The organism is Selenomonadales bacterium (genome assembly GCA_018335585.1).
In the GTDB taxonomy this organism is placed as follows: Bacteria; Bacillota; UBA994; order UBA994; family UBA994; genus UBA994.
This window is the reverse complement of record JAGXRZ010000010.1, coordinates 1-20,912: the sequence shown is the minus strand read 5'-3', so window position 1 is coordinate 20,912 and position 20,912 is coordinate 1. Positions and strand designations below refer to the sequence as shown.

Sequence of the window (20,912 nt, the reverse complement as noted above, 5' to 3'; positions counted from 1 at the left end):
TCCTCATCAGATAAGGATGATTACCAGCGTAATGCCCGAAAGGACTCCAAGGTATCTCCACAGCGTAGCACTACGTCTGGCCTCTGCTTCCGCTTCGCGCTGCAGGCTCTCTAGCCTGCGCAATACCACCAGCAGGTGGCGCTCTTGGTCTTCGCGGTTACTGGTACCAAGCACTTCGCCTAGGTGTCTAAGTGCCGCCAAATCAGGCTCTAGGAGCGCCGACTGCTTAACGAGCACCGGGAGCGCGTCTTCCCATGCGCTGCGGGCTGTTTTAAGTGAAGCAATACCTTCCGCTGCGTGAACAAAGAACTCACCTAGAGGTGCGCGCATGCGGAGTGTCGCCAGTGCCGTTGCCAGCGGTGTCGCGGCGTAGACAATCTCGGTGCGCAGCACTTCTAACCCCAGGCAGAGGTCAGCTAGCTGCCGCGGCCGCTCGGTGAAGCGCTTGGCTACAGCAAACCCCGCCGCTCCTGTTACATACACGATGAGGCCAAAGGCCAGTATGTCAACGATGATGCGCATACGACCCCACGTGCTCGATTGTGCCCGGTCCTAGGCGATGACTCAGCACGATAACCTTCTCAAACATGCTTTGCCCGAGCAGGCGCGAGAGGTGCGGTCGCTCTGCCACCTCCGCGAGCGAGTTGCCGTGGGCGGTAGCGATAACACGCACACCGGCATGCAAAGCCTCCAGAATGGCGCTAACGTCTTCGGGGCGCCCGATTTCATCGGTCACCAACACCTGCGGCGAGAGAGCTCTAAGCGCCATCAGCATACCCTGCGCTTTGGGGCAGCCGTCTAGCACATCGGTGCGCGGGCCCACGTCCAGTTCGGGCCTGCCGCGGTAGCAGCCCGCAATCTCGGATCGCTCGTCGACGATGCAGACTCGCTTGCCCAACAAACTCACCTGCCTGGCAATGTCTCTGAGGAGCGTAGTCTTGCCGGCCTGCGGCGGCGACACAATCAGAGTGTGGTGCGGTGCACCCGTCGCATCTAAGACCTCCTTCATTACACCGTCGGCACAGCCCGGCACGCTGCGAGCAACCCGAAGACACAGCGCGGATATGTGCTTTAGTCCGCGCACTAGTCCTGCCCCGTCAAGCATGGCTTTGCCGGCAAACCCAACCCTGTGGCCTCCCGGGAGAGTGATAAAGCCCTGTTTCATCTCTTCCTCATATGCGTAAAGCGAGCTGCCGGAACACGCAGACACCAAATGCTCGATATCTGCCTCAGTTGCGGTTATCGGCAACATCACTTCACGCGTCGCTTCGAGCAGCTGTACGGGCTGGCCAATCCGCACCCGGAGTTCGATGCCGCGGTATGACCTAAGACTTGTACTCCAGGTAGGGGGCATTAAGCGCATCAGGCTAGTCCAGGCGCGGTTTAGGTCTTGGTCACGCTCCACTCTGCTCCTCCCCCTTTCTGCTTACATTCATATGCCAAGCTGTCGCAAACATGCCTGCTTTGAGCGGTGAGCGGTGAGCGTTGAGCGGTGAGCGGTGAGCGTTGAGCTGTGAGCGGTGAGCGTTCTAAGCAAAGAACACCCCGCGTGGGGTGTTCGAGTGTAGGGACGTGCCTTGGCACGTCCGCGGACGTGCGAAACGCACGTCCCTACGGGATTTCTGTCGCACCTGCTCCTACCAGCAAAAGGTGGTCATGTTTTGGCACCGTCTGCCGTCTTTAGAAGTACTCTACCACAACTTCTTTGCCAAGCTGGCGGAGATAGTGCGTGAGGTCTGAGATAAGCTGGCGCCGCGCGCTCACTTGAGACGAAGTGTAGTCTAGGTGAGCCGTATTAACTGCGCCGCCTACCAAAAAATAGATGTGCGTGGCCTGCGTGAGCAGCAGGTTCGCCAAGCGCGAAGCTCCATCCTTGCGCTTAAGCAGCGCGCTGTCTTCGAGGTCGTCTTGGGAAGCCGCGAAAGTACGAATGATGGTTAGAGCTGCGGATAGCGTAAGCATACCTTCGGTTACTAGGTCTATTCCCTCCATATCTGCCGTGGGAGGGATAGAGTCATCCATGGTCGTAAGTTCGGTAGCGAGTCGCGTGCCTAGTTCACGTGCCACTAACTGCGCCGTACTCCCGCCGCAGATTACTTTGCGGCCTTGCGCCGCGACAAACCGACTGACGACTTCTCTGTCCTGTGCAGGGTCTTTGGGCGGCCCTGTCAGCACGTAGACAGGTTCCGGTTCGCGCGCACGTATGCCAAGAATAGTCGTGTCGTCACCCGGCCTCCCTACATAGAGATGCTTGCAGGTGTGGTACAGCGCGCTGACAATCGCGCGCAGGCTGTTGCTTTGTTTTGCCGACTTGGCGACAAACGCCGCCACGTTTGCCCACTGCCACCCCATATTGAGGCTAGCCCCGACACCGGCATGAATTACGCCGTCTGAAATTAAGAAAATCATATCGCCGGGCGCGACACTAAAGAAGCTCTCTTTTACCCGCTTGCCGCCTATAATCCGCTCGGAGCGAGCTATTTCGCGCAATTTGTGGCCACTAAAAATGAGCGTCTCCGGGCAGTCAAACTCGGCCAGATAACACTCGCCCTGCGGCGAAAGTCGCAACACGTTTATAGTTGAGTAGGCAAGCTCCCGGCGTCGACACACAGGGAGTGTGAGGGCGATAGTGGAGATTACTTCATCGGTATCGGCGCCGTTCGCTAGCATCGACACCGCAATCTTAGCCGTCAGCGTAGATAGGATGCTAGCTTGCACCCCGCTGCCTAAGCCATCTGCCACGACCGCAATCAGCCCGTGTGGCGTGTGCACGACTTCTGCGTGGTCGCCGCATAGCTCTTCGCCCCACTTATGCAGGGAGCGGTGGTAGTACTCAAAGAAGAGGGTCACGATTTTTCACCCTGAACGACCCGCATTAGCTTTAAGAGCAGCATTTTGCTTTCCGCCGTCGTCTCACCGAGCAAGCTCGCGATGTCCTGCGCCACCCGCATCTGCTTGTTAATAACTTCCTGGGCCTTATCTACCGTCTCCTGCCGGAGTTTAGCTAGCGCTTTCCCCTGTTCCTCCATATCGGTAATGTCGGAGTAAATACCCATAACCAAATCGCCGCCCTTAACAGGGACGACAGACAACGCCGTAATCAGCGCAGGTGCAGGAGAAAGCTTGATGCCGCTCGTAGGTTCAAGCGTATCTAGTGCCCCGAGGAAATGCTCCTCCGGCAGAAACTCACCCACACGTTTGCCCTTAGCGCTGTGCGCGGGGACGCCAAACATGCGCTCAGCCGCAGCGTTCCACTCCTGCACACAGAGATTCTTGTCGACTACGACTATAGCGTTAGGCGTAGACGCCAAAATTAGGTTCGAGAGCGACTCCGCTTTAGCGCGCATAAAGGGCAGGCACATCTCTAGTTCCGCGCGACCCAACGCTACCGCGCCAGCCTTTTCGCGGCAGGTATGGTAACCGCAAGCGCCGCAGTTGTATTCAAGCGCCGGTTCTGTCTTGCCAAGCTCGCGCAAGGCCTCGAGTATGCGCTGCTCGCTCGCTTGGGCGCGTTTGCCTTCCGGCAGGTGTGCGCGCGCGACTGCCTGCGCCCCTTGCTCTGCCGCTTGCTGTAGTTCGAGCACCATGGCCCGCTTTTCCGCAAGCGACAACTCCGCGCGAAAGGCGGCTGCTCCGCCTAGGCAAGACCCGCGGCAGGCCGACATCTCGACGATTCCCTTGGGAACCACGTCGCCCCGCTCCACGCGCGCCAGATATTTCATAAGTTCGTCCATGCCGTCAAGCGCTAAGACAGGCACATCCACCTGGTTCGCTACCCCGCCGGCGAGAGGAAAGTGCATGAGCCCCTGCCCGGCAAAAGAAAGATGCGGTGCAGTGGAGACTACGGCAGGAGGGGTCAAGCGCAGAAACTCGGGAAATGTTAAAGCTACATCTACGTGCCCGGAGCGCTCCGCTTCGTACTTCTTAGCCGCGCACGGCCCGATAAACACTACTCGACAGCCGTAGGTTTGCTTTAGCCAAGCGGCGTGCGTCACCATAGGCGAGGATACACCAGCGAGATAGCGCGTCAGTTTCGGAAAGAACCTCTGCGTCAGCTTAACGGCGGCGGGACAGGCTGTTGAGAGCGCCCAGCCGTCGCGCCGCGCTAAGTCAGCGTAAGCCTGCGACACGGACGCCGCTCCCCAGCTAGTTAGACTTACACCGGCAAAGCCTAGAGTCGTTAACATCTCAGACCACTGCGGCAAGCTGTAGGGCCCCAGTGCTGCGGACGGCGCAAGGCTCACCCAAACAGGAGTAGCCCCACGCAGCAAATTATGAACCATGTGCTCGTCCCGCCGTATCTCGCGTGCCTTCTGCGGGCAGACCGCTAGGCACGCTCCGCAGGCCAGACAGTCTTCCTCGAGGATTGCTGCCTGCCCTTGCTTAATAGATGTCGCTTTAACTTCGCATGCCCGAATGCATGCGTAGCAGTTCTTACAGAGCCCTTGTCTGACGCGGATGGCTCGCATCTAGGTTCACCTCTCCCAGCACATATGCGCGAAAGATGTCCTCTACATTTTCCTCGGTGACGCGCGGGACAGGCTGCCCATTTACCGAGACAGCCACGCCTTCCAGGCAACGATTCAAGCAGAAGGCACCCTGTAATTCTATTTTACCGCGCAGCCCGTGCCGCAGTATAGCCCCCTCGAGCGCTTCGGCCACCTTGTGCGCGCCGCGCAGATAACACGAGCTGCCTACGCACACAGTGATAATTACCACCCTGCACCTCCTCTGCTAAAAAGGCTGGCTTAAGCCAGCCCTTTCTTATTGCTGTTTTTCTGTTCTATACTTACGCAAGATGTCAGGCACGCGTTCGACACTCATGATGTTGCCATACACGTCCTCACCGACGGTTAATACCGGCGCCAAACCGCATGCTCCGATGCAGCGCGAAGCTTCTAAGGTAAAGAGGCCATCCGCAGTCGTCTGCCCAACCTTGACGCCAAGCTCTTTTTCAAACGCCGCCAAGAGGTCGCCCGCCCCGCGCACATAACACGCCGTACCCATGCAGACAGCTATGCGGTGCTTGCCGCGCGGCGTGAGCGAGAAGTACGAGTAGAACGTAGTCACGCCATAGACGTCGGCTAGTGGTATGTCTAAAGCTTTGGCTACGTAACGCTGCACTTCTTCAGGCAGATAGCCAAAAATGAGCTGGGCTTTGTGCAGAATCATAATCAGTGCGCCCTCAAGCGCCTTGTGCTTGGCGATTACGTCGTCAAGCTGGTCGAACTTTGCGTCTCTCTCTAAAGTGCCGGGGCAACCGACACACTTGTGTTCTGCCATCTCTGACACCCCCATTAGTAGCGCGGGCGCGCGTGATAGTGAGTATGGAGCAGTGCGTGCGCTTTTTCGCCGTTCGGGTCGCCGATAAAGGTGCGGTAAAGCTCCTTAATCGCCGGGTTCTCGTGCGACTTGCGCACGCGCTTTAAGTGGTCTTGCCTGTAGAGCGCCGCGGCGCGCTTGTGCTTAATCTCGGGGTCGCGGCTAAAGGGTTGTCCGCCGCCGCCGATACAGCCGCTCGGACAGCCCATAATCTCGATAAAGTGGTACTCGGCCTCGCCGCGCTTAACTTTCTTCAGGAGTTTCTCTGCCTGTCCCAGGGAATTGACGATGGCTACCTTCAGCGTCAGGCCGTTAAGCGGTATGGCTGCTTCCCTTACGCCGGCAAAACCGCGCACACTGTGAAACTCGATATCCTCTAGTTCTTTACCCGTCTTAAGCTCGGTGACGGAGCGCAGCACGGCTTCCGTAACGCCGCCTGTCACGCCAAAGATGGTGCCTGCGCCCGAAGACATACCGAGCGGCAGGTCAAACTCGCCATCCGGTAGATTGGCGAAGTCAATGCCCGCTTCCTTAAGCATGGCCGCGAGTTCACGGGTCGTGAGCACGGCGTCAACGTCCTGCAGGCCGTCGCGACCCATTTCCGGGCGGCTGGCCTCAAACTTCTTGGCGGTGCAGGGCATTATGGCGACATGAAAGATTTTCTCGGGCGAAACGCCTATCTTTTCGGCGTAATACGTCTTAACAAGCGCGCCAAGCATTTGCTGCGGCGATTTGCAGGTGGACAGGTGCTCGAGCATGTCGGGACAGAAGTGCTCGGCGTACTTGACCCAGCCGGGGCTGCAGGAGGTGATTAGAGGGAGGTGCTTGTTTTCGTTTAGCCGATGCAGCAGCTCGTGTCCTTCTTCTACTATGGTGAGGTCTGCGCCAAACTGCGTGTCAAATACCTGGCTGAAGCCTAGCTTGCGCAGAGCCGTAACGAGCTTTTCTGTAACGAGGGCACCGGGGCGCATGCCAAACTCCTCGCCAAGCGCCGCGCGCACCGCCGGGGCAACTTGGACGACTGTGTGTATGGCCGGGTTGTTTAGAGCTCGCCAAGTTTGCTCAGTGGCGTCGGCCTCTTTAAGCGCTGCGACCGGACAGACTTTAATGCACTGGCCGCAGGCCACACAGGGCCCCTCTGCCAAGCCGTGACCAAACGGAGTAGTAACTACAGCCTTAGAGCCGCGTCCGGCGAGACCGATGGCCGAGACCTTCTGCACTTGCTCGCAGATGCGAATGCAGCGGCCGCAGAGAATGCACTTATTGGGGTCGCGCACTACTGCCACACTGCTTAAGTCTTGCTCCGCGCCGCGACTTTCCTGCTTGAAGCGGATTTTGCGTACGCCAAGCTGGTGCGACACTTCCTGCAGCTCGCATGTCCCGTGACGGGGACACACCAGGCAGTCTTGCGGATGGTTCGCCAGCAGCAGTTCGACTATAGACTTACGTGTCTTACGCACTACTTCGGAGTTAGTGCGCACCCGCATGCCGCTCGTCGCGGGGTAGACACAGGAAGCCGCTAGGCTCTTCATTCCCTCGATTTCGACTACGCACAGCCTGCACGAGCCCTCAAGGCGCAGCTCGGGGTGAAAACATAGGGTGGGTACGTGCACGCCTGCCTTGCGCGCGGCATCTAGCACGGTAGAGCCGGGATCCACTTCCACAGGTGCGCCGTCAATCGTTAACTTTATGCGTTCCATGGTCTCTCTCCTCTCCTCTGCTAGCGCACAATGGCCTTAAACGGACACTTGGGGATACAGGCGCCGCACTTGATGCACTTTGCCGTATCAATGGTATGCACTGTCTTAACTGCGCCGGCGATGGCGTCGACCGGGCACACCTTCTTGCAAAGCGTACAGCCCTTGCACTTCTCGGGGATGATGCTAAAGGTCAATAGCTCTTGGCAAACGCCTGCCGGACACTTCTTGGCGTGAATGTGGGCGTTAAACTCGTCCCGGAAGAAGCGCAGGGAGGCAAGCACGGGGTTCGGGGCAGTTTGCCCGAGACCGCAGAGCGATGCGCCTTTAATAGTCGTCGCGAGCTCTTCGAGCAAATCGATGTCAGCCGGAGTGCCATGGCCTTTGGTGATGTCCTCGAGCACCTCTAGCATGCGCTTGGTGCCTTCGCGACACGGCACGCACTTGCCGCAGGACTCGTCTTGCGTAAACTCAAGAAAGAAGCGCGCCACGTCGACCATGCAAGTATTCTCGTCCATCACGATTAGACCGCCGGAGCCCATCATGGAACCTACCGCGGTGAGTGAATCGTAGTCAACCGGCGTGTCAAGCAGCGAGGCAGGTAGACACCCGCCGGACGGGCCCCCGGTTTGACAAGCTTTAAAAGCGCGGTTATCAGGAATACCACCGCCGATATCGTAGACAATCTCACGCAGTGTGGTGCCCATCGGCACTTCCACCAGACCTGTATTGTTGATGTTGCCGGCTAAGGCAAAGACCTTGGTGCCTTTGGAGTTCTCGGTGCCCATGGAGGCAAACCAATCCGCGCCGCGCAGAATTATCTGCGGGATGTTGGCAAACGTCTCTACGTTGTTTATGAGGGTTGGCTTATCCCACAAGCCTTTGATGGCTGGGTAGGGTGGACGGGGCTTGGGCATGCCGCGCTTGCCTTCGATAGAGGCTAAGAGCGCGGTCTCCTCGCCGCACACAAACGCGCCTGCGCCGAGGCGAATGGAAATATCAAAGCAGAAGGAAGAGCCAAAGATGCCTTGCCCTAAGATGCCTAGCTTGCGGGCTTGCTCGATAGCTATGCTTAAGCGATTGACGGCAATCGGGTACTCGGCGCGCACGTAGACATAGCCTTGGCGGGCGCCTATGGCGTACCCGGCTATAGCCATCGCTTCAATGATAGAGTGCGGGTCGCCTTCGAGAATCGAGCGATCCATAAACGCGCCGGGGTCGCCCTCGTCAGCGTTACAGACCACATATTTGACCGTTCCCGGTGCCTTAGCCGCAAACTCCCACTTTGTACCTGTAGAGAAGCCGCCGCCGCCCCGTCCCCTAAGACCGGAGGCCTTGACGGTGTGAATGACTTCGGCCGGGGTCATGGAGGAGACTACCTTCGCCAAAGCCTGATACCCGTCGACACCGATGTATTCCTCGATGTTCTCGGCGTCGATGGCGCCGCAATTGGCCAAGGCCACGCGGTATTGTTTCTTGTAGAAGCCGATGTCCGTAAAAAAGGCCGTAGGTTTAGGGTTTTGCACATCGCGATACAGCAGGCGCTCCACGAGGCGGCCCTTTAGCAGGTGCTCGTGCACCAACTCGGCCGCATCCTCGGGTTTAACATAGCAGTAGAATGACCCCTCGGGATATACCATTACGATCGGGCCGATTTTGCAGAAACCAAAACAGCCGGTCTGTACTACTTTAACTTCCTTAGCGAGCCCTTGTTTCTCTATCTCCGCTAACATCGCCTGCTCGACAGCCTTACACCCCGAAGACGTACAGCCCGTGCCGGCACAGATAAGCACATGCGAACGAATGTATTGCATATATATCCTCCTTAAGGGTCGGTCTAGTTGGCGTTTACAGCTCTATTCGCCGTGAAGCGGCGAATTAAGGTGCGGAGTTCCGCAGGCGTGCAGCGCTTGTAGAGCACTTCACTGCCGTTTGTGGCGACGATGACGGCGGGTTGCTCGTTGGCCTCGACGTCGAGCTCACGCTGGCTTACCTGAACATTCGCGGTGCCGTGGGCGGCAATTTCTTCTAATGCTGCGGCCATTAGCTGCCGCGAGCCGGCCGCAATTGCCGTCGTACCGGACGAGATGATTACCCGCACCTCGTTGTCGTCCTTGCGCACACTGAGGTGTTGCCTCACTCTTGCGCGGATTTCGTTGAGTTCTGTAATTGTTAACACAGCGTCTCCCCCTAAAAACGAAAAATTCAAACTTTGTGAAAAAAAGCGCGTGGCTTGTGAAAAAAATAATGAGGTCAATATGATGATAACATGTGCTAAGAGTGGAGTCAATCGGATGGGGCAATCATGAATCAGGAATCGCGAATCATGAGCTTGGGGAGGGGGATTAGGCGTTAGGCTTTAGGCTTGAGGCGTTAGGCTTGAGGCGTTAGAAGAGCCGTGAGCGGGGCGCGACACGGCTCTACTGGGCACTGGGCACTGACCACTGAGCACTCGAATGCAGGCACTGGGCACTCGCATGCAGCCCCCCGTTCGTCCGGTGTGAAGCAAAAAGCTCCGTCCCTTTTGCTTCAACGTTTGCTTTCCTTCAGGTAGTACGACAGCGCGAGGAGGCCGACGATAAGGTTTTCGTAGCGAACTTCTACGTGTTCGGGTACGGATAGGCGCACGGGGGCGAAGTTCCAGATGGCGCGCACGCCTGCCTGTACCAAGATGTCGGTGACGCGTTGCGCTGCGTGTGCAGGCACCGCCAACACGGCGAGGTCAATGCCGGTGTGCTTTACGACGTCTGACATGCGGTCAACCGGCAGTATCCGTTGTCCGGCTACGGTAAGACCTACTTTGCTAGGGTCGGCATCGAACATCACGGCAATGTTAAACCCGTGCTCGCGAAAACCTTCGTAGTTCGCCAGCGCCTGCCCTAAGTGCCCGAGCCCAACCAGCGCGACGCGTTGCGGCTGATCGGCCCCCAAAATGGCGGTAACCTGCCGCGCTAGGGAGTCGACATCGTACCCGATACCGCGGCGGCCGAACTCACCAAAAAAGGCGAGGTCTTTGCGAATTTGTACCGAGGTAATGGCAAGCAGCCTGCCAAGGTCTTCCGACGACACGACGTCCACGCCGGTGCTCTTAAGTCTAGCCAGGCACCGCAAATACAGCGGTAGCCTCTCAATTGTGGGGCGAGGAATGTTTCCGGCCATAGCCCTCCTCCTCTTCGTATACTCCTATTCGTCGTACGCGCCCTGCGGCTTACCCACAGAAGCTACCGACGCTTTTCCCTGAACGGCTCCTATGCTTTCCTCGAGCAGAGCCCCGAGGTTAAGGCTCCCGACTTCGCCGAGTTTAAACAGGGCCGCCTCGGCCACTGCCTGCAGATAGTTGTTAAAGACCGTCGCACCACAGAACTTCTTGTCGCCCGCGCGAATTCCGTCAATGTGTGCAAGGCCGTACTCAGCCATGGCCAGCGCACCCGCGACAAGAAAGTGCGTATTGACATTGTTCTTGCCGACAAGCCCGCGCGCCACTTTTGCGGCACCGGTGCCGCCGTGCTGGGCAAAGGGAATATAGCGTCCGAGCTCTCTAAACAGAGCTGTCTGCACGACCTCGAGGCGGTGTACATCGGGCTCGTGTTTTTGGCCCTTTTTGGCGGCGTGCTCCATGCCAATGGGATAGGCGATGGCGTCGGCTCCCGTGTAGCGCACAAAGGACACGACTTGCGCCGCGAACCTGTCTAGCTCTGCTCCCGTCAGACGACGGTACTCAAGCGCCTGTCCGCCGGTACCGGTGGCGCCAAACTCAGCCTCGATGATAATTTCGTGGTTGCCGAGGCTATGGCGCACCGCATCTGTAATGTCACGCGTAACCACAAAGTCTAGCACGGGCGGCAGCATTTCCGTATCAATCATGCCCCAGGCGGGACGCACGCGCTCCACTACGCGCAGAAAATCGCGCCTAAACGTTATGTATTCTTTGCCGGTGAGGTAAAGAGCGTAGAGCCTTAGGGTGGCTTCATCGAGCATCGCTTCTTCACCGAAAGTCGACTGCATGTAGGAGACGGCATGGCGCACTCGCGCCTCGGCTAGGGCAAGGCTTAGACTGTCGGCTGCCTGAGCGTCCTGCAGCTTAGCCGGGGCATAGACGGGCACCTTAAAATGGTCAAGCGAAACGGCGACGAAGCGTGCGCCGTACTCGGCCGCGAAACGCGCTATTTGCCCGGCGGCAAGCTCTGCGCCACGCACGACGTTAGTGTCGGGTGAATAGTGCTTTACACCGGCGAGTGTCGGTATTTTGCCGGGGTCGCCGGAGCCCGCCTCAGCGGCGTTATGGCTGAGCTGCACGATAACAGGCGAACCCTTTCCCGCTGCCGCGGCCATGGCAAACGCCCGCATCTCAAGTTCAAACGGAAAGTTGGCGTTCGCGGCGAGGAGCGTTACGCGCTCTGCTTCAGGTTTTAGCTGACCATTCGCCGTAAACGGTGATGCCAACGCGAAAACTTGCCTAAGCTCGGCTCCGGTTAAAAGCATATCGTTGCCCTCCTTCGTATTGCCTTAGACCCTGTCGAGGTACTCGCGCGTGCGGGTGTCAATGCGGAGCTTGTCCCCTTCGTTAATAAAGAATGGCACGTTAATAATAAGGCCCGTTTCCATGGTAGCGGGTTTGGAGCCGCCCGTGGCGGTATCGCCGCGAAACCCGGGCGCGGTTTCTTTTACCACGAGCTCAACATAATACGGTAGCTCTATGCCGATGACGCGGTTGTTGTACATCATCATGGTGACGCTTTCGTTTTCTTTGAGGAACTTAATGTCGTCGCCTAGGACATCGTGGTTAATGTTGACCTGTTCAAAGGAGCTCTCGTCCATAAACGTGTAGAAATCGCCGGTGTCGTAGAGGTACTGCATTTGGCAGCGCTCCACGTGCGCGCGGTTTACCTTCTCGCCCGCGCGGAAAGTCGTTTCCTGTACTGCGCCCGTCTCTACGTTCTTGAGCTTAGCGCGCACAAAAGCCGCGCCTTTGCCGGGTTTGACGTGCTGAAAATCGACTACTTGATAGACGGCGCCGTCAAGTTCAATGGTTAGTCCTGTGCGAAAGTCGTTAGTTGAAATCATGGGAGGCCTCCTTGGTACAAGATTCAAGAAGCAAGAAGCAAGAAAATAGAGACAAGAAAAGTGGAGCGGTGAGCAGGGGCAATCATGAATCAGAAATCGTGAATCGTGAACTAGGCTTGGGCTTGAAGGGCACTCAGCTCTCAGCTCTCGGTAGGAAGGGTGGAAAGGTGAAAGGTGGACAGGTCAAAGGGGAACGGGTGCCACTGCGACACGGCTCTACTGAGCACTGAGCACTAGGCACTAGGCACGCTTACAGCACCACTAGCTCTTTGCTAAAGCTATAGAAGTTCTCGCAGCCGCTAGGCGTCACGACGACCATGTCCTCGATGCGCACTCCACCCCAGTCGGGTATGTAGATGCCGGGTTCGATGGTAATAACCATATTGGGCTGCAAAGCATCCTCGCCTTTAGTGCCGGCGGAGGGGCCCTCGTGCACGGCACGGCCTATACCGTGGCCTAGGCCGTGGCCGAAGCGCTCGCCGTAGCCGGCCTCGGAGATAATGTCGCGCGCGACTTTGTCTACATCTTTGCCCAAAACGCCGGGACGAACGGCTGCCAGTGCGGCGAGCTGCGCCTTTAGCACGGTGTTGTAGAGCTCAAGCTGTTTGGCACTTGGCTGGCCAAGTACGAAGGTGCGCGTCATATCGCTGCAGTATCCATTGTATACAGCCCCAAAGTCCAGAGTCAAGAAATCGCCCGCTTCAATAAGGCGGCTGCTTGCACGGCCATGCGGCAAGCTCGAACGCGGGCCGGAAGCCGCGATAAAGTCAAACGAAGCGCGGTCGGCTCCTAGCCTGCGCATAGCTATTTCTAGTTCCAGTGCAATATAGGCTTCGGATACACCGACCTTGATTTTAGGCAGAGTCTGTCGCAGCGCTTCCTCGGCTATGGCCGCAGCTTGCCGCATGGCAGACAACTCGGCCGCGTCCTTGACCATACGCAGCTTTTCGACTAGCCCGGTCTGCGGCACAAGCTCCGCCTGTAGCTTCTCCTTTAGCGCCTGATAGATGCTAAAGGTAATATAGTCGCTCTCAAAGCCTACCCTTTGCAGCTTGTGCTCCGCGAGTAACTGCTGCAGAAAATCGTAGAGCGAGGCCTGATAGTCCTGCACCGTAAATTCCGGGGCCTCTACAGCCGCCTGTTCCACATAGCGAAAATCTGTAAGGAGCCAGGCCGCATCCCGGCTGACGAGCGCATAGCCATTAGAACCGGTAAAGCCGGTGAGATATGCCCTGTTCTCAGGCTTGACGATAAGACAGGCGTCAAGCCCCTCGGGCAGGCCCGCGCGCAGGCGGTTTAGTCTACTTTCCATTAGTTATCTACACCCCTTTGAGTAAGATTCTAATACCCCTAGGATTTCCTGTGCTACATCCGCCAAGAGCTTGCCGTCCGTATCGACTGTGAAGTCGGCGTAACGCTCATAGAGCGGACGGCGCACGTGCAATAGCTCCACCAAGCGCGCATGGGGGTCTGCCGCGTTCTCAAGTAGCGGTCGCTTGATGCGGCTGCGCTTAAGGCGGGCGAGTAGCTCCGGCACGGAGGCCTGCAAATAGATGACAGCTCGCGCCTTGTGTTTAAGCGCCTCCATACCGCGCTCGGATAACACAGCCCCGCCGCCTAGCGACAACACCAGCGGCTTCCCTGCCTGGGCCAAGCGTAGCAGCGCTTCCTCCTCCACTTGGCGGAAGTAAGGCTCGCCATGGATAGCAAAAATCTCGGCCACAGACAGCCCGGTGCGGCGCTCTATTTCTCGGTCGAGGTCGATGGTCAAGAGGTTGAGCGAGCGGGCGATGACCCTACCTACGCTGCTCTTGCCGCTCCCCATCATGCCGATTAGCACAATCATGGTTGTCACGTCCCTACAAGTTGGTTAGGGCGGTGTAGTCGAGATGCGGATGCGGCCGGTAATGCTTAAGATAAGGTACATACTGCGCCCATTAGACGCCTGAATCCAAATAGTAGAGTTCGGTGTCGGATTGCCGAAAGCGATAGGCTCGCCTAAGTAGTTAAAGGCAAAGTTCTCGTCGGCAGTAACAAATGTAATCCTTGCCGGCAATACGCGACGGTACTCTCTCATCTCCTGCGAGAGCTCGTTAAACACCCTCACTTGATGCGGGTGTCCGGAGAGCCTAAGAAAATCCATGCGCGTATTAGCGCCTCGCATAATGGCAAGCTGGCGCACGTGGTGTGCATCCGATGCTAACTGCCGCACCGTCGACTGCAGTTCTGCGTTAATTAACGCATCGCTGACTCTCGGCACCGCCAGCAGAGCCAGAACCCCCATAATGCCGACTACAGCCAGGAGTTCTATTATGGTGAAGCCGCTTCCTCTGCTCCGCACTTCGCACCTCACTACTGCCGACGCGCCGCAAAAGGCGAGCGTCCGGGGAACCCGCCCACCTTGGGCTCACCGATAACCGCGCCGCTAAACAAGCGAACCTGTAGCGTCCCTTGCAGAGACTGTCCCGTGCCGGTAAACTGCAGTGCCTCCAGCACTAAGGCTTCGTCCTGCTCCTCCAGCAGCATGAGAAAACGATAGAGGTCATGGTAGGTGCCGGCAACCTGCATGTTCGTAACAGCGCCCACGTCTTCCACCGCAATGCTCGTGCTTTCAAGGTTAACGACAGTCGCGGCGGCTGCGTTTTCGAGCATAGTCAAGAATTCGGGTAGGGGAATGCCGAGCTCACGCTCTTCGGTCACCGTGCGAATTTGCGCACGTAGATTTTCAATCCTCGCCGCAAGTTCCGACTCTTTGTCTTCCCAAGGCTCCAGCCTGTCGAGCGTGCCTGTCAGCGTCTCTAGCTGGTGACGCAAAGCAGCCTGCTCGGAGAGCAGGGGCTGCCACAAGTACAAGTAAATCAATGCCCCAGTTAACACGACCAACAGGAACCCTAGCAGTATGCCCTCACGCCGGTTAAGCTTCATTGTTCCCCCGCCCTAATCTCTACCGTAAGCTCGAAGCGGTGCCCCAGATCATCTGCCTGCAATACGCTAAGCACCGGTTCCGCGAACAAATCTGAGCCGGCTAAGACTCGCAGAAACTCTGCCGCCAAAGCGTAAGACGGCGTTACGCCACTCAGCCGCATACCCGTTTCGTCGATACTTAAGTCGGTGACAAAGACGCGATCAGGTAGAAGCCGCGCCAGCTCGTCCAGGAAAGGTACCAGCTTGACATTTTCGGGGACAGCTTCGCCGCGCACACGCCGCAGTTCTTGCTCCAAGCGCGCATACTCCAAGAGCAGGGGCTCAAGCGTCCCTAATGCATCTGACCGCGCTTTCAGGCCGGCGACCTCATTCCGGAGGCTCTGCACGTTTTGCAGCAGGCGATAGCTATAGGCAGTAACAGGTGCCGCCACACACAACACGCATACCACCGCAATGAGAATAGCACGGTAGGGAAACGGTTGCCTCTGCCGTGCGAGCGGCAGCAGGTTGATTTTCACGGCACAACCTCCCCTAGCGCTAGGCCAATCGCGACACACAGGGAAGCCCCGTACCAGTCGAGGTCTTCCGCCGAGACGCCGTGAGCCATACGCGTAAGTGGATTAGTGATGTTCACGCGAAAGTCCTTCTGGTCACTGCGCACCGCATGGCGGATACTTTCCTCAAGTTGGGCCGTGAAGAAGGGGAGCAAACTATTGCCCCCGGCCACCTGCACTGTGTCAATGGTTACGCCTTTATTTTCTGTGAGATAGAAGTTAACCGTAGTGTTTATTTCCCCAAACAGACGGTCGCGCACGGGGGCCAGCAGCGCAAAATGTGGTCTGTCGGGCGTAAGCCCATGCTCAATCTTTTCCTTCTCGGCCTGCTCGAAGTCTAACTGGTGCTCCAGCATAATGGCGCGCGTCAGCTGGTTACCGCCTATGGCAATCACGCGCGCCGTCTGCAGCACACCTTCACGAAACACACTTAGATTAGTGGTGCCCGCGCCAAAATCTAGGACGACGTGCGTGCCGCGCTTAACATTAGACTGCGTCGCTAGGAGGGCGGAGCGAAACATGGCCAAAGGCTCAATGTCGACGCGGATAATCTCAAATCCCGCGTTAGCCATAAAATCTACGAAGTTAATGATGGGCTCGCGCTGCATGGCGACTAAGATTACGGTATTAGGTTCGCCCGCGCGAGCTGGCATGACGGCAAAATCCGTCAGAGTATCCTCGCGGTTTAGCTGTAGCACTTGCTCGATTTGCCAGTCAATCGCCGCCCGCAGCTCTTGCTTGGGCATCGGGGGCAGAGTGAGCTTCCTTAGCATCAAATTCTGTCCCGTGAGCGTAGTCGCGGCGCGGCGTGTCGTGAAGCCGCCGCGACTTACGGCCTCGGAAATGGCGGCGCTTAAGGCTCCGGCGTCCCTAATTAAACCATTTTCTACGCTGCCCCGCGGCGTTGGCACCACCGCGTAGCGTAAGACGCGCGGCGGTTGACCCGGCACGACCTCAACCATCTTAATCTGCGAGTTTCCGACATCAATGCCTAGCACCGGTCGCGCAAACAGACCGCGCTGCGGCGGTTTCTTAGGAGTAAGTGCGGGAGATGACGGCACGGGTTCCGGTCGAGTGCGCGCAACTGCAGTAGGTGCGGGTTCTTGTGACGCAACACTCGCTCTAGGTACCGAGCGTGTCCTGACGCGACGCCAGTACCGCACACCTAGGGTCAGTGAGGCGATAAGTGCCAGGGGTGCAAATACCCATAACCAGGCGACAGAAACGTTTTGCGCGACAGAGACGTCTAAGCGGTGCGCATAGTTGTTCCACATCTCGGTTAGCCATAGCGCGCTCGCGTGCCAAAGCCTCTCTAGCTCTGTGCCCGCGTAGACTACGGCGGCGACGAGAGCGAGGGTCACAATTCCCGCCACTCCCCATGCCTTACGGCTGCGCCTGACGCGAGCGGCCCGGTTGCGTTCACTCCGCGTGATAACTTTAGCTAGCTCTTGGTTTTCTTGTGTCACCGGGTGCAAGCGCACAGGCCCCCTCTCTCTATCTCTATCTACATGCTCTATCTACATGCCTGTTGATATTATCTGCTGCCCCAAGTGTGAAAGCTATAAGTCGACCACAGCCCAAGCGCAGGCGTAAAACTCTCTATACCGCCGGCTGCGCGGTTGACTTTCCCCTCTTCGCCGACAAACAAGCGGTCAGCAATCAAGACGCCTTCTACTAGAGCTCCCTCTCCTATATCGACTCGCGCGTGCGGCGCGTAGAGCACACCGACGAGTCTTGCGTCCTCACTGACACGCACCTCGGTCGCCCCGGTAATAAGATGCCCATCTAATCTCGCACCTTCCGCCAGTGTTACCGGTGCGTTGTTGGTCACCAGTATCCCCGTCAGCGAAGAGTCCTCACCTAGCGTTAACCGTGTCGTGCCGTGATAGTACACAATCATGCGCTCGATATGGCCGTTGATACGGGCTTCTTCACCGATGATCATTCTCTGCCTGATATGCAACAAAACACGCCCTGTACCGTCACCGGTACGGTTTATCTGCGCGTCCTCGTGCAGGGTAAGGTTTTCGATACTCAATACCACGTCGCGGGCATCCGGTACGTTAATTATCAACACGCCGTCCTCCTGCACCGTCACGTCGGTATAACTGCTATTGACCGACAGGCTTGCCGACCTTCCTTCGCGCACTGTCACCGCTCCCCGTGACGTAAGGCCGCTGGGGAAAACAAACGTAGGCGGTCGAAACGACGCCAAGGGCGGGCCAATAATGGCCTTCCCATCTATAATCCTAGCATCCTCCCCCCATACAAACGAACCGGCAGAAATATCCCCGCGGATTTCAGCTTCTTCACCGAGATTTACTTCGCCAACGACTTGGTGCCTAGCAAGCACATTTTCAACGTCCACGTCGGTTGTTTCATCGGCTTGGATGGATAGCGTGCGACGCGCAAGTTGCTGCCTCCCCTGGACTACCAGTTCTATGCGCGAGGCGGTTAGACGCCGCACCACAACCTCAATTTCGCCAATGTCTGCCAGCACCTGCGTGCCCACCGGCGTGCCGAAAGCAGCGCTGCGATACAGTATATGCGTCTGCTCTATGCCAATCGATGGTAGCACAATGCTGCCGTTCCCAAGGCCATGACGCGCCCAGTTCAACCCCGCCTCGGCAATATAAAAGGCCTGCGTCCCCTGCGTGTGGTGCATGGCAGAACGGTACTCCGCGGTTGTAGCCGTCGCAAAAGTAGCGCCGACAATCATGAGAATGGCGACCGTCAAAGTGACGAATACGAGTATGCTACCGCGCTGCGAATGCATGGGGGGCCTCCTTTCGCGAGATGGTGGGGGCGGGGGGTGGGAGGCTGCTAGCTCCTGGCTCCTAGCTCCTGGCAGAGGGGAACAGTGGACGCACTTCGCACTTTGCACTTCGCACTTAGTGGAGGGGGACGATAGCTCAGCTCCACCGCACTTCTAACGCCTAGAGCCTAACGCCTAAAGCCTTCAAGCTCAGCGCTCATAGCTGATAGCTGCTCGCTGATTGCTGACAGCTGACAGCCCTCAGTTCCTGAGCACCGCCCGCGTCGTAAACGTAAACGGCAGACCCGTGCCGGGGCGAGCGCCGGAGACGGAGCTTACTGTAGTAACGGTGATAGTTACGGCGCGGCCTCCGTCCGTAAGCATAAACTGCAAGCTCTGCACGTAAGACGCCATAGGTTGGTCGTTGAGTCGAATATCGTTCCCGGACAAGCGATAGGTCAGCGTGCGCCAACCGGGGGGAAGAAGCGTTCTGTCCCACACCTGAAAAGTTATCTGACGTCCGGCGTCGGCGACCACAACATGATCGGGCCGAGCCTCTCTCAAGCGCGTGGCGATTTGCTCGACGGCAAAACGCACATCGGCAATTACTAAGCCCGCGGCCTGTCCGGCGCTGTAGGTGTGCATCCCTTGGGCAAAGAGCGAGGCCACAATTACAGCCACAAGCCCCATCGTGCCGACCGCCACTAACATCTCAATTAAGGTCAAGCCTGCTTCAGCGCGGCGCAACTAGGCTCACCACCCTCAGCGTTCTCGCTATCGCTCCCTGTTGCCAAAACACTGTAATCACTACTTCGGTTAGTCCCGTTCCCGGGTGCGTGCGCACGGCGCGCTCAAACGAAAAGGTACCGTCAATGGCAGTGCGGCCAAGCGGCACGCGTCCTGCGGCATCGGCCAAAACAAAGTCGTCCATCAGCCGTTGCGCGTGAAAGGCCGCCGTCACCTGTGCCCTGCCAGCGTGCACCGAGCGCAGGCTCTGCGTAAAGATGCCCATAAGCGGCAATACGAGTATACCAAGCATCGCCACGGATACCAGCACTTCCACCAGCGTAAAACCATTCCTGCGGCGCAAGCGCGTGCATGCCGACATGGTAAGGCTCCTTTCTACAAGAGGCAAGATATGAGAAGCAAGAGGCAAGATATGAGAAGCAAGAGGCAAGAGTGGCGCGCGTGCCTAGTGCCCAGTGCCTAGTGCTTAGTGGAGCGGTGTCGCGATGGTGCCCGGTTTCCCTTTGACCTTTCCACCTTTCACCTGTCCACCCCTCTTCGCTCACCGCTCAAAGCTCACAGCTCACTAGCGGCACCCACAAGCGACAAGCGACAAGGGACAAGCGACCCTCACTACAACCCTATCACTTGAGTATACCACAAAATAATGGCAGGGCCACACAACATTGTGAAAAAGGCACCTAAAGCAAGAAAGGGGCCGAAAGGGAGCATATCCTTTCTGCCCTTTAATTTCAATATCATAAGCAAAATCCCTGCTGTCGCTCCGACAACAAATGACAGAAGAAGCGTAAGCATGACAGGTGCCGGGCCAAGGTACAACCCGAGCAACGCAGTCAGCTTAACATCGCCAAAGCCCATGCCGCCGCGCGCCAACAAGTAAATCACCAACATCACGGCGAAGCCGAGGGCAAGCCCAAGCAATGCGCGCGGGGGGTCAATAAACGGGAGGAATGCGCGTAAGCCAACCCACGCACCCCCACCGACAAGCAGCAGCTTATCTGGTATATAGTAGTGGTCGTAGTCAATAAAGGTGATGGCAATCAAGAGCGCCGCCAACACCACATAAGGCCAGCGCAGGATATTGCCCGTATTGTACCAGACCAGACTTAAACTAACCATGCTTAGTGCCTCGATAGCTGCGTAGCGGAGCGGAATCCTAGCCCTGCAGTAGCGGCAACGCGCTCTAAGCATCAGATACGAAAGTATGGGCACTAAATCGACCCAATTCAGCATATGCCCGCAGTTTGGGCACTGCGAGCGCGGCGTAACCACGCTTTGGCCGCGCGGCAAGCGGTAGATAACCACATTAAGAAACGACCCTACTGCGGCAAACACAAAAGGCACAAACTCAACTCCCGCCCTGGCAATGCGTTTTCACGCTATCGTCAATCTTCGACACCGCTTGACAAGGTTCCTGCATTTCCTCCTAACCAAGAATCGACCCAAAACAAAGACCTGCGTAAGACGCACGGCATCCCCGCAGGCAGGTGGCTCCATAATAAAGAAAGCCCTGCCCCATGGCAGGGTCGGGGTCTTCGTAGCAGTTAAGGATGCCACACGACTGCATCACCGGCGGCGTTCACAATTATGACCACACCAGCAGCGTTAATGCCCCAACGGTGAGTAGTGAGTGTATCTCCTGTCAACGGGCCCGTCCCATCAGGATCACCCATACTTGCAACGTTCACGGGAGGCAACACACCCCCTTGTAGATAATTGGCTAAATCTGGGCCGACCAATGGCACTACAGTGGCTCCCGTTGGCAGAGCCCGCCCTGTTACCGGCCAATTACCGTTGTCAATGTTGTACCGCTCGACAGCCGACTGCAGAATCGTCCGGTTGGCGATA

At 57.4% G+C, this 20,912-nt stretch carries 23 protein-coding genes; all 23 read right to left on the bottom strand.

Features of this window, described 5'->3' with window-relative positions; translation table 11 throughout:
• Positions 1–6: 6 nt before the first annotated feature.
• Positions 7–522: a hypothetical protein gene (locus KGZ66_01045; GenBank protein MBS3984184.1), complete on the bottom strand. Its 516-nt coding sequence runs from the start codon at positions 520–522 to the stop codon at positions 7–9.
• Complete coding sequence (spoIIIAA, locus tag KGZ66_01040; GenBank protein ID MBS3984183.1) at positions 506–1,405, bottom strand: stage III sporulation protein AA; 900 nt, start codon at positions 1,403–1,405, stop codon at positions 506–508. Before spoIIIAA ends, KGZ66_01045 begins: the two co-directional genes overlap by 17 nt.
• A 275-nt stretch (positions 1,406–1,680) precedes the next feature.
• Positions 1,681–2,850, bottom strand: a complete 1,170-nt coding sequence (locus tag KGZ66_01035; protein MBS3984182.1) for a serine/threonine-protein phosphatase — start codon at positions 2,848–2,850, stop codon at positions 1,681–1,683.
• Positions 2,847–4,469 carry a PAS domain-containing protein gene (locus KGZ66_01030; protein MBS3984181.1) on the bottom strand — a complete coding sequence of 541 codons (1,623 nt, stop codon included), beginning with the start codon at positions 4,467–4,469 and terminating at the stop codon, positions 2,847–2,849. The genes KGZ66_01035 and KGZ66_01030 overlap by 4 nt, the downstream gene beginning before the upstream one ends.
• Positions 4,435–4,719 carry a (2Fe-2S) ferredoxin domain-containing protein gene (locus tag KGZ66_01025; protein MBS3984180.1) on the bottom strand — a complete coding sequence of 95 codons (285 nt, stop codon included), beginning with the start codon at positions 4,717–4,719 and terminating at the stop codon, positions 4,435–4,437. Before KGZ66_01025 ends, KGZ66_01030 begins: the two co-directional genes overlap by 35 nt.
• A gap of 45 nt (positions 4,720–4,764) precedes the next feature.
• Positions 4,765–5,283: an NAD(P)H-dependent oxidoreductase subunit E gene (locus tag KGZ66_01020; GenBank protein ID MBS3984179.1), complete on the bottom strand. Its 519-nt coding sequence runs from the start codon at positions 5,281–5,283 to the stop codon at positions 4,765–4,767.
• A 14-nt stretch (positions 5,284–5,297) separates the two neighbouring features.
• Positions 5,298–7,022, bottom strand: coding sequence for a [FeFe] hydrogenase, group A (locus KGZ66_01015; protein MBS3984178.1), 1,725 nt, complete (start codon positions 7,020–7,022; stop codon positions 5,298–5,300).
• 20 nt (positions 7,023–7,042) lie between these two features.
• Complete coding sequence (nuoF, locus tag KGZ66_01010) at positions 7,043–8,833, bottom strand: NADH-quinone oxidoreductase subunit NuoF (GenBank protein ID MBS3984177.1); 1,791 nt, start codon at positions 8,831–8,833, stop codon at positions 7,043–7,045.
• Positions 8,834–8,856: 23 nt separating this feature from the next.
• Complete coding sequence (locus tag KGZ66_01005; protein MBS3984176.1) at positions 8,857–9,198, bottom strand: hypothetical protein; 342 nt, start codon at positions 9,196–9,198, stop codon at positions 8,857–8,859.
• A gap of 350 nt (positions 9,199–9,548) precedes the next feature.
• Entirely contained in the window at positions 9,549–10,178 is a 630-nt protein-coding gene (locus KGZ66_01000) for a redox-sensing transcriptional repressor Rex (GenBank protein ID MBS3984175.1), read from the bottom strand.
• A gap of 24 nt (positions 10,179–10,202) precedes the next feature.
• Entirely contained in the window at positions 10,203–11,501 is a 1,299-nt protein-coding gene (locus tag KGZ66_00995; GenBank protein ID MBS3984174.1) for a class II fructose-bisphosphate aldolase, read from the bottom strand.
• Between the two features lie 24 nt (positions 11,502–11,525).
• Positions 11,526–12,083: an elongation factor P gene (gene efp / locus KGZ66_00990; protein MBS3984173.1), complete on the bottom strand. Its 558-nt coding sequence runs from the start codon at positions 12,081–12,083 to the stop codon at positions 11,526–11,528.
• 250 nt (positions 12,084–12,333) lie between these two features.
• Positions 12,334–13,395, bottom strand: a complete 1,062-nt coding sequence (locus KGZ66_00985) for an aminopeptidase P family protein (GenBank protein ID MBS3984172.1) — start codon at positions 13,393–13,395, stop codon at positions 12,334–12,336.
• A gap of 3 nt (positions 13,396–13,398) precedes the next feature.
• Positions 13,399–13,929, bottom strand: a complete 531-nt coding sequence (locus KGZ66_00980) for a shikimate kinase (GenBank protein MBS3984171.1) — start codon at positions 13,927–13,929, stop codon at positions 13,399–13,401.
• Positions 13,930–13,953: 24 nt separating this feature from the next.
• Positions 13,954–14,424 (bottom strand): type II secretion system protein, encoded by a 471-nt coding sequence (locus tag KGZ66_00975; protein ID MBS3984170.1) that lies wholly within the window; start codon positions 14,422–14,424, stop codon positions 13,954–13,956.
• Positions 14,425–14,435: 11 nt separating this feature from the next.
• The gene (locus tag KGZ66_00970) at positions 14,436–15,008 is read right to left on the bottom strand and encodes a type II secretion system protein M (protein MBS3984169.1); all 573 of its coding nucleotides are present in this window, start codon (positions 15,006–15,008) and stop codon (positions 14,436–14,438) included.
• The gene (locus tag KGZ66_00965) at positions 15,005–15,526 is read right to left on the bottom strand and encodes a PilN domain-containing protein (protein MBS3984168.1); all 522 of its coding nucleotides are present in this window, start codon (positions 15,524–15,526) and stop codon (positions 15,005–15,007) included. Before KGZ66_00965 ends, KGZ66_00970 begins: the two co-directional genes overlap by 4 nt.
• On the bottom strand, positions 15,523–17,037 hold the full coding sequence (pilM, locus tag KGZ66_00960; GenBank protein MBS3984167.1) for a type IV pilus assembly protein PilM: 1,515 nt from the start codon (positions 17,035–17,037) through the stop codon (positions 15,523–15,525). Before pilM ends, KGZ66_00965 begins: the two co-directional genes overlap by 4 nt.
• 59 nt (positions 17,038–17,096) lie before the next feature.
• Entirely contained in the window at positions 17,097–18,338 is a 1,242-nt protein-coding gene (locus tag KGZ66_00955) for a pilus assembly PilX N-terminal domain-containing protein (protein MBS3984166.1), read from the bottom strand.
• 240 nt (positions 18,339–18,578) lie between these two features.
• Positions 18,579–19,064, bottom strand: a complete 486-nt coding sequence (locus KGZ66_00950; GenBank protein MBS3984165.1) for a prepilin-type N-terminal cleavage/methylation domain-containing protein — start codon at positions 19,062–19,064, stop codon at positions 18,579–18,581.
• Entirely contained in the window at positions 19,051–19,425 is a 375-nt protein-coding gene (locus KGZ66_00945; protein MBS3984164.1) for a prepilin-type N-terminal cleavage/methylation domain-containing protein, read from the bottom strand. The genes KGZ66_00950 and KGZ66_00945 overlap by 14 nt, the downstream gene beginning before the upstream one ends.
• 251 nt (positions 19,426–19,676) lie before the next feature.
• Entirely contained in the window at positions 19,677–20,408 is a 732-nt protein-coding gene (locus tag KGZ66_00940) for a prepilin peptidase (protein ID MBS3984163.1), read from the bottom strand.
• A gap of 200 nt (positions 20,409–20,608) precedes the next feature.
• The coding region (locus KGZ66_00935) for a hypothetical protein (protein MBS3984162.1) at positions 20,609–20,912 on the bottom strand (304 nt) is incomplete at its 5' end.

Excerpts from the sequence above, each read along its gene's own strand:
- KGZ66_01045 (MBS3984184.1), bottom strand. The coding sequence starts at position 522 with ATGCGCATCATCGTTGACATACTGGCCTTTGGCCTCATCGTGTATGTA.
- KGZ66_00985 (MBS3984172.1), bottom strand. The coding sequence starts at position 13,395 with ATGGAAAGTAGACTAAACCGCCTGCGCGCGGGCCTGCCCGAGGGGCTT.
- KGZ66_01030 (MBS3984181.1), bottom strand. The coding sequence starts at position 4,469 with ATGCGAGCCATCCGCGTCAGACAAGGGCTCTGTAAGAACTGCTACGCA.
- KGZ66_00995 (MBS3984174.1), bottom strand. The coding sequence starts at position 11,501 with ATGCTTTTAACCGGAGCCGAGCTTAGGCAAGTTTTCGCGTTGGCATCA.
- KGZ66_00945 (MBS3984164.1), bottom strand. The coding sequence starts at position 19,425 with ATGTCGGCATGCACGCGCTTGCGCCGCAGGAATGGTTTTACGCTGGTG.
- KGZ66_01020 (MBS3984179.1), bottom strand. The coding sequence starts at position 5,283 with ATGGCAGAACACAAGTGTGTCGGTTGCCCCGGCACTTTAGAGAGAGAC.
- nuoF (MBS3984177.1), bottom strand. The coding sequence starts at position 8,833 with ATGCAATACATTCGTTCGCATGTGCTTATCTGTGCCGGCACGGGCTGT.
- KGZ66_00955 (MBS3984166.1), bottom strand. The coding sequence starts at position 18,338 with ATGCATTCGCAGCGCGGTAGCATACTCGTATTCGTCACTTTGACGGTC.
- KGZ66_01015 (MBS3984178.1), bottom strand. The coding sequence starts at position 7,022 with ATGGAACGCATAAAGTTAACGATTGACGGCGCACCTGTGGAAGTGGAT.
- KGZ66_00970 (MBS3984169.1), bottom strand. The coding sequence starts at position 15,008 with ATGAAGCTTAACCGGCGTGAGGGCATACTGCTAGGGTTCCTGTTGGTC.
- KGZ66_01000 (MBS3984175.1), bottom strand. The coding sequence starts at position 10,178 with ATGGCCGGAAACATTCCTCGCCCCACAATTGAGAGGCTACCGCTGTAT.
- efp (MBS3984173.1), bottom strand. The coding sequence starts at position 12,083 with ATGATTTCAACTAACGACTTTCGCACAGGACTAACCATTGAACTTGAC.
- KGZ66_00980 (MBS3984171.1), bottom strand. The coding sequence starts at position 13,929 with ATGATTGTGCTAATCGGCATGATGGGGAGCGGCAAGAGCAGCGTAGGT.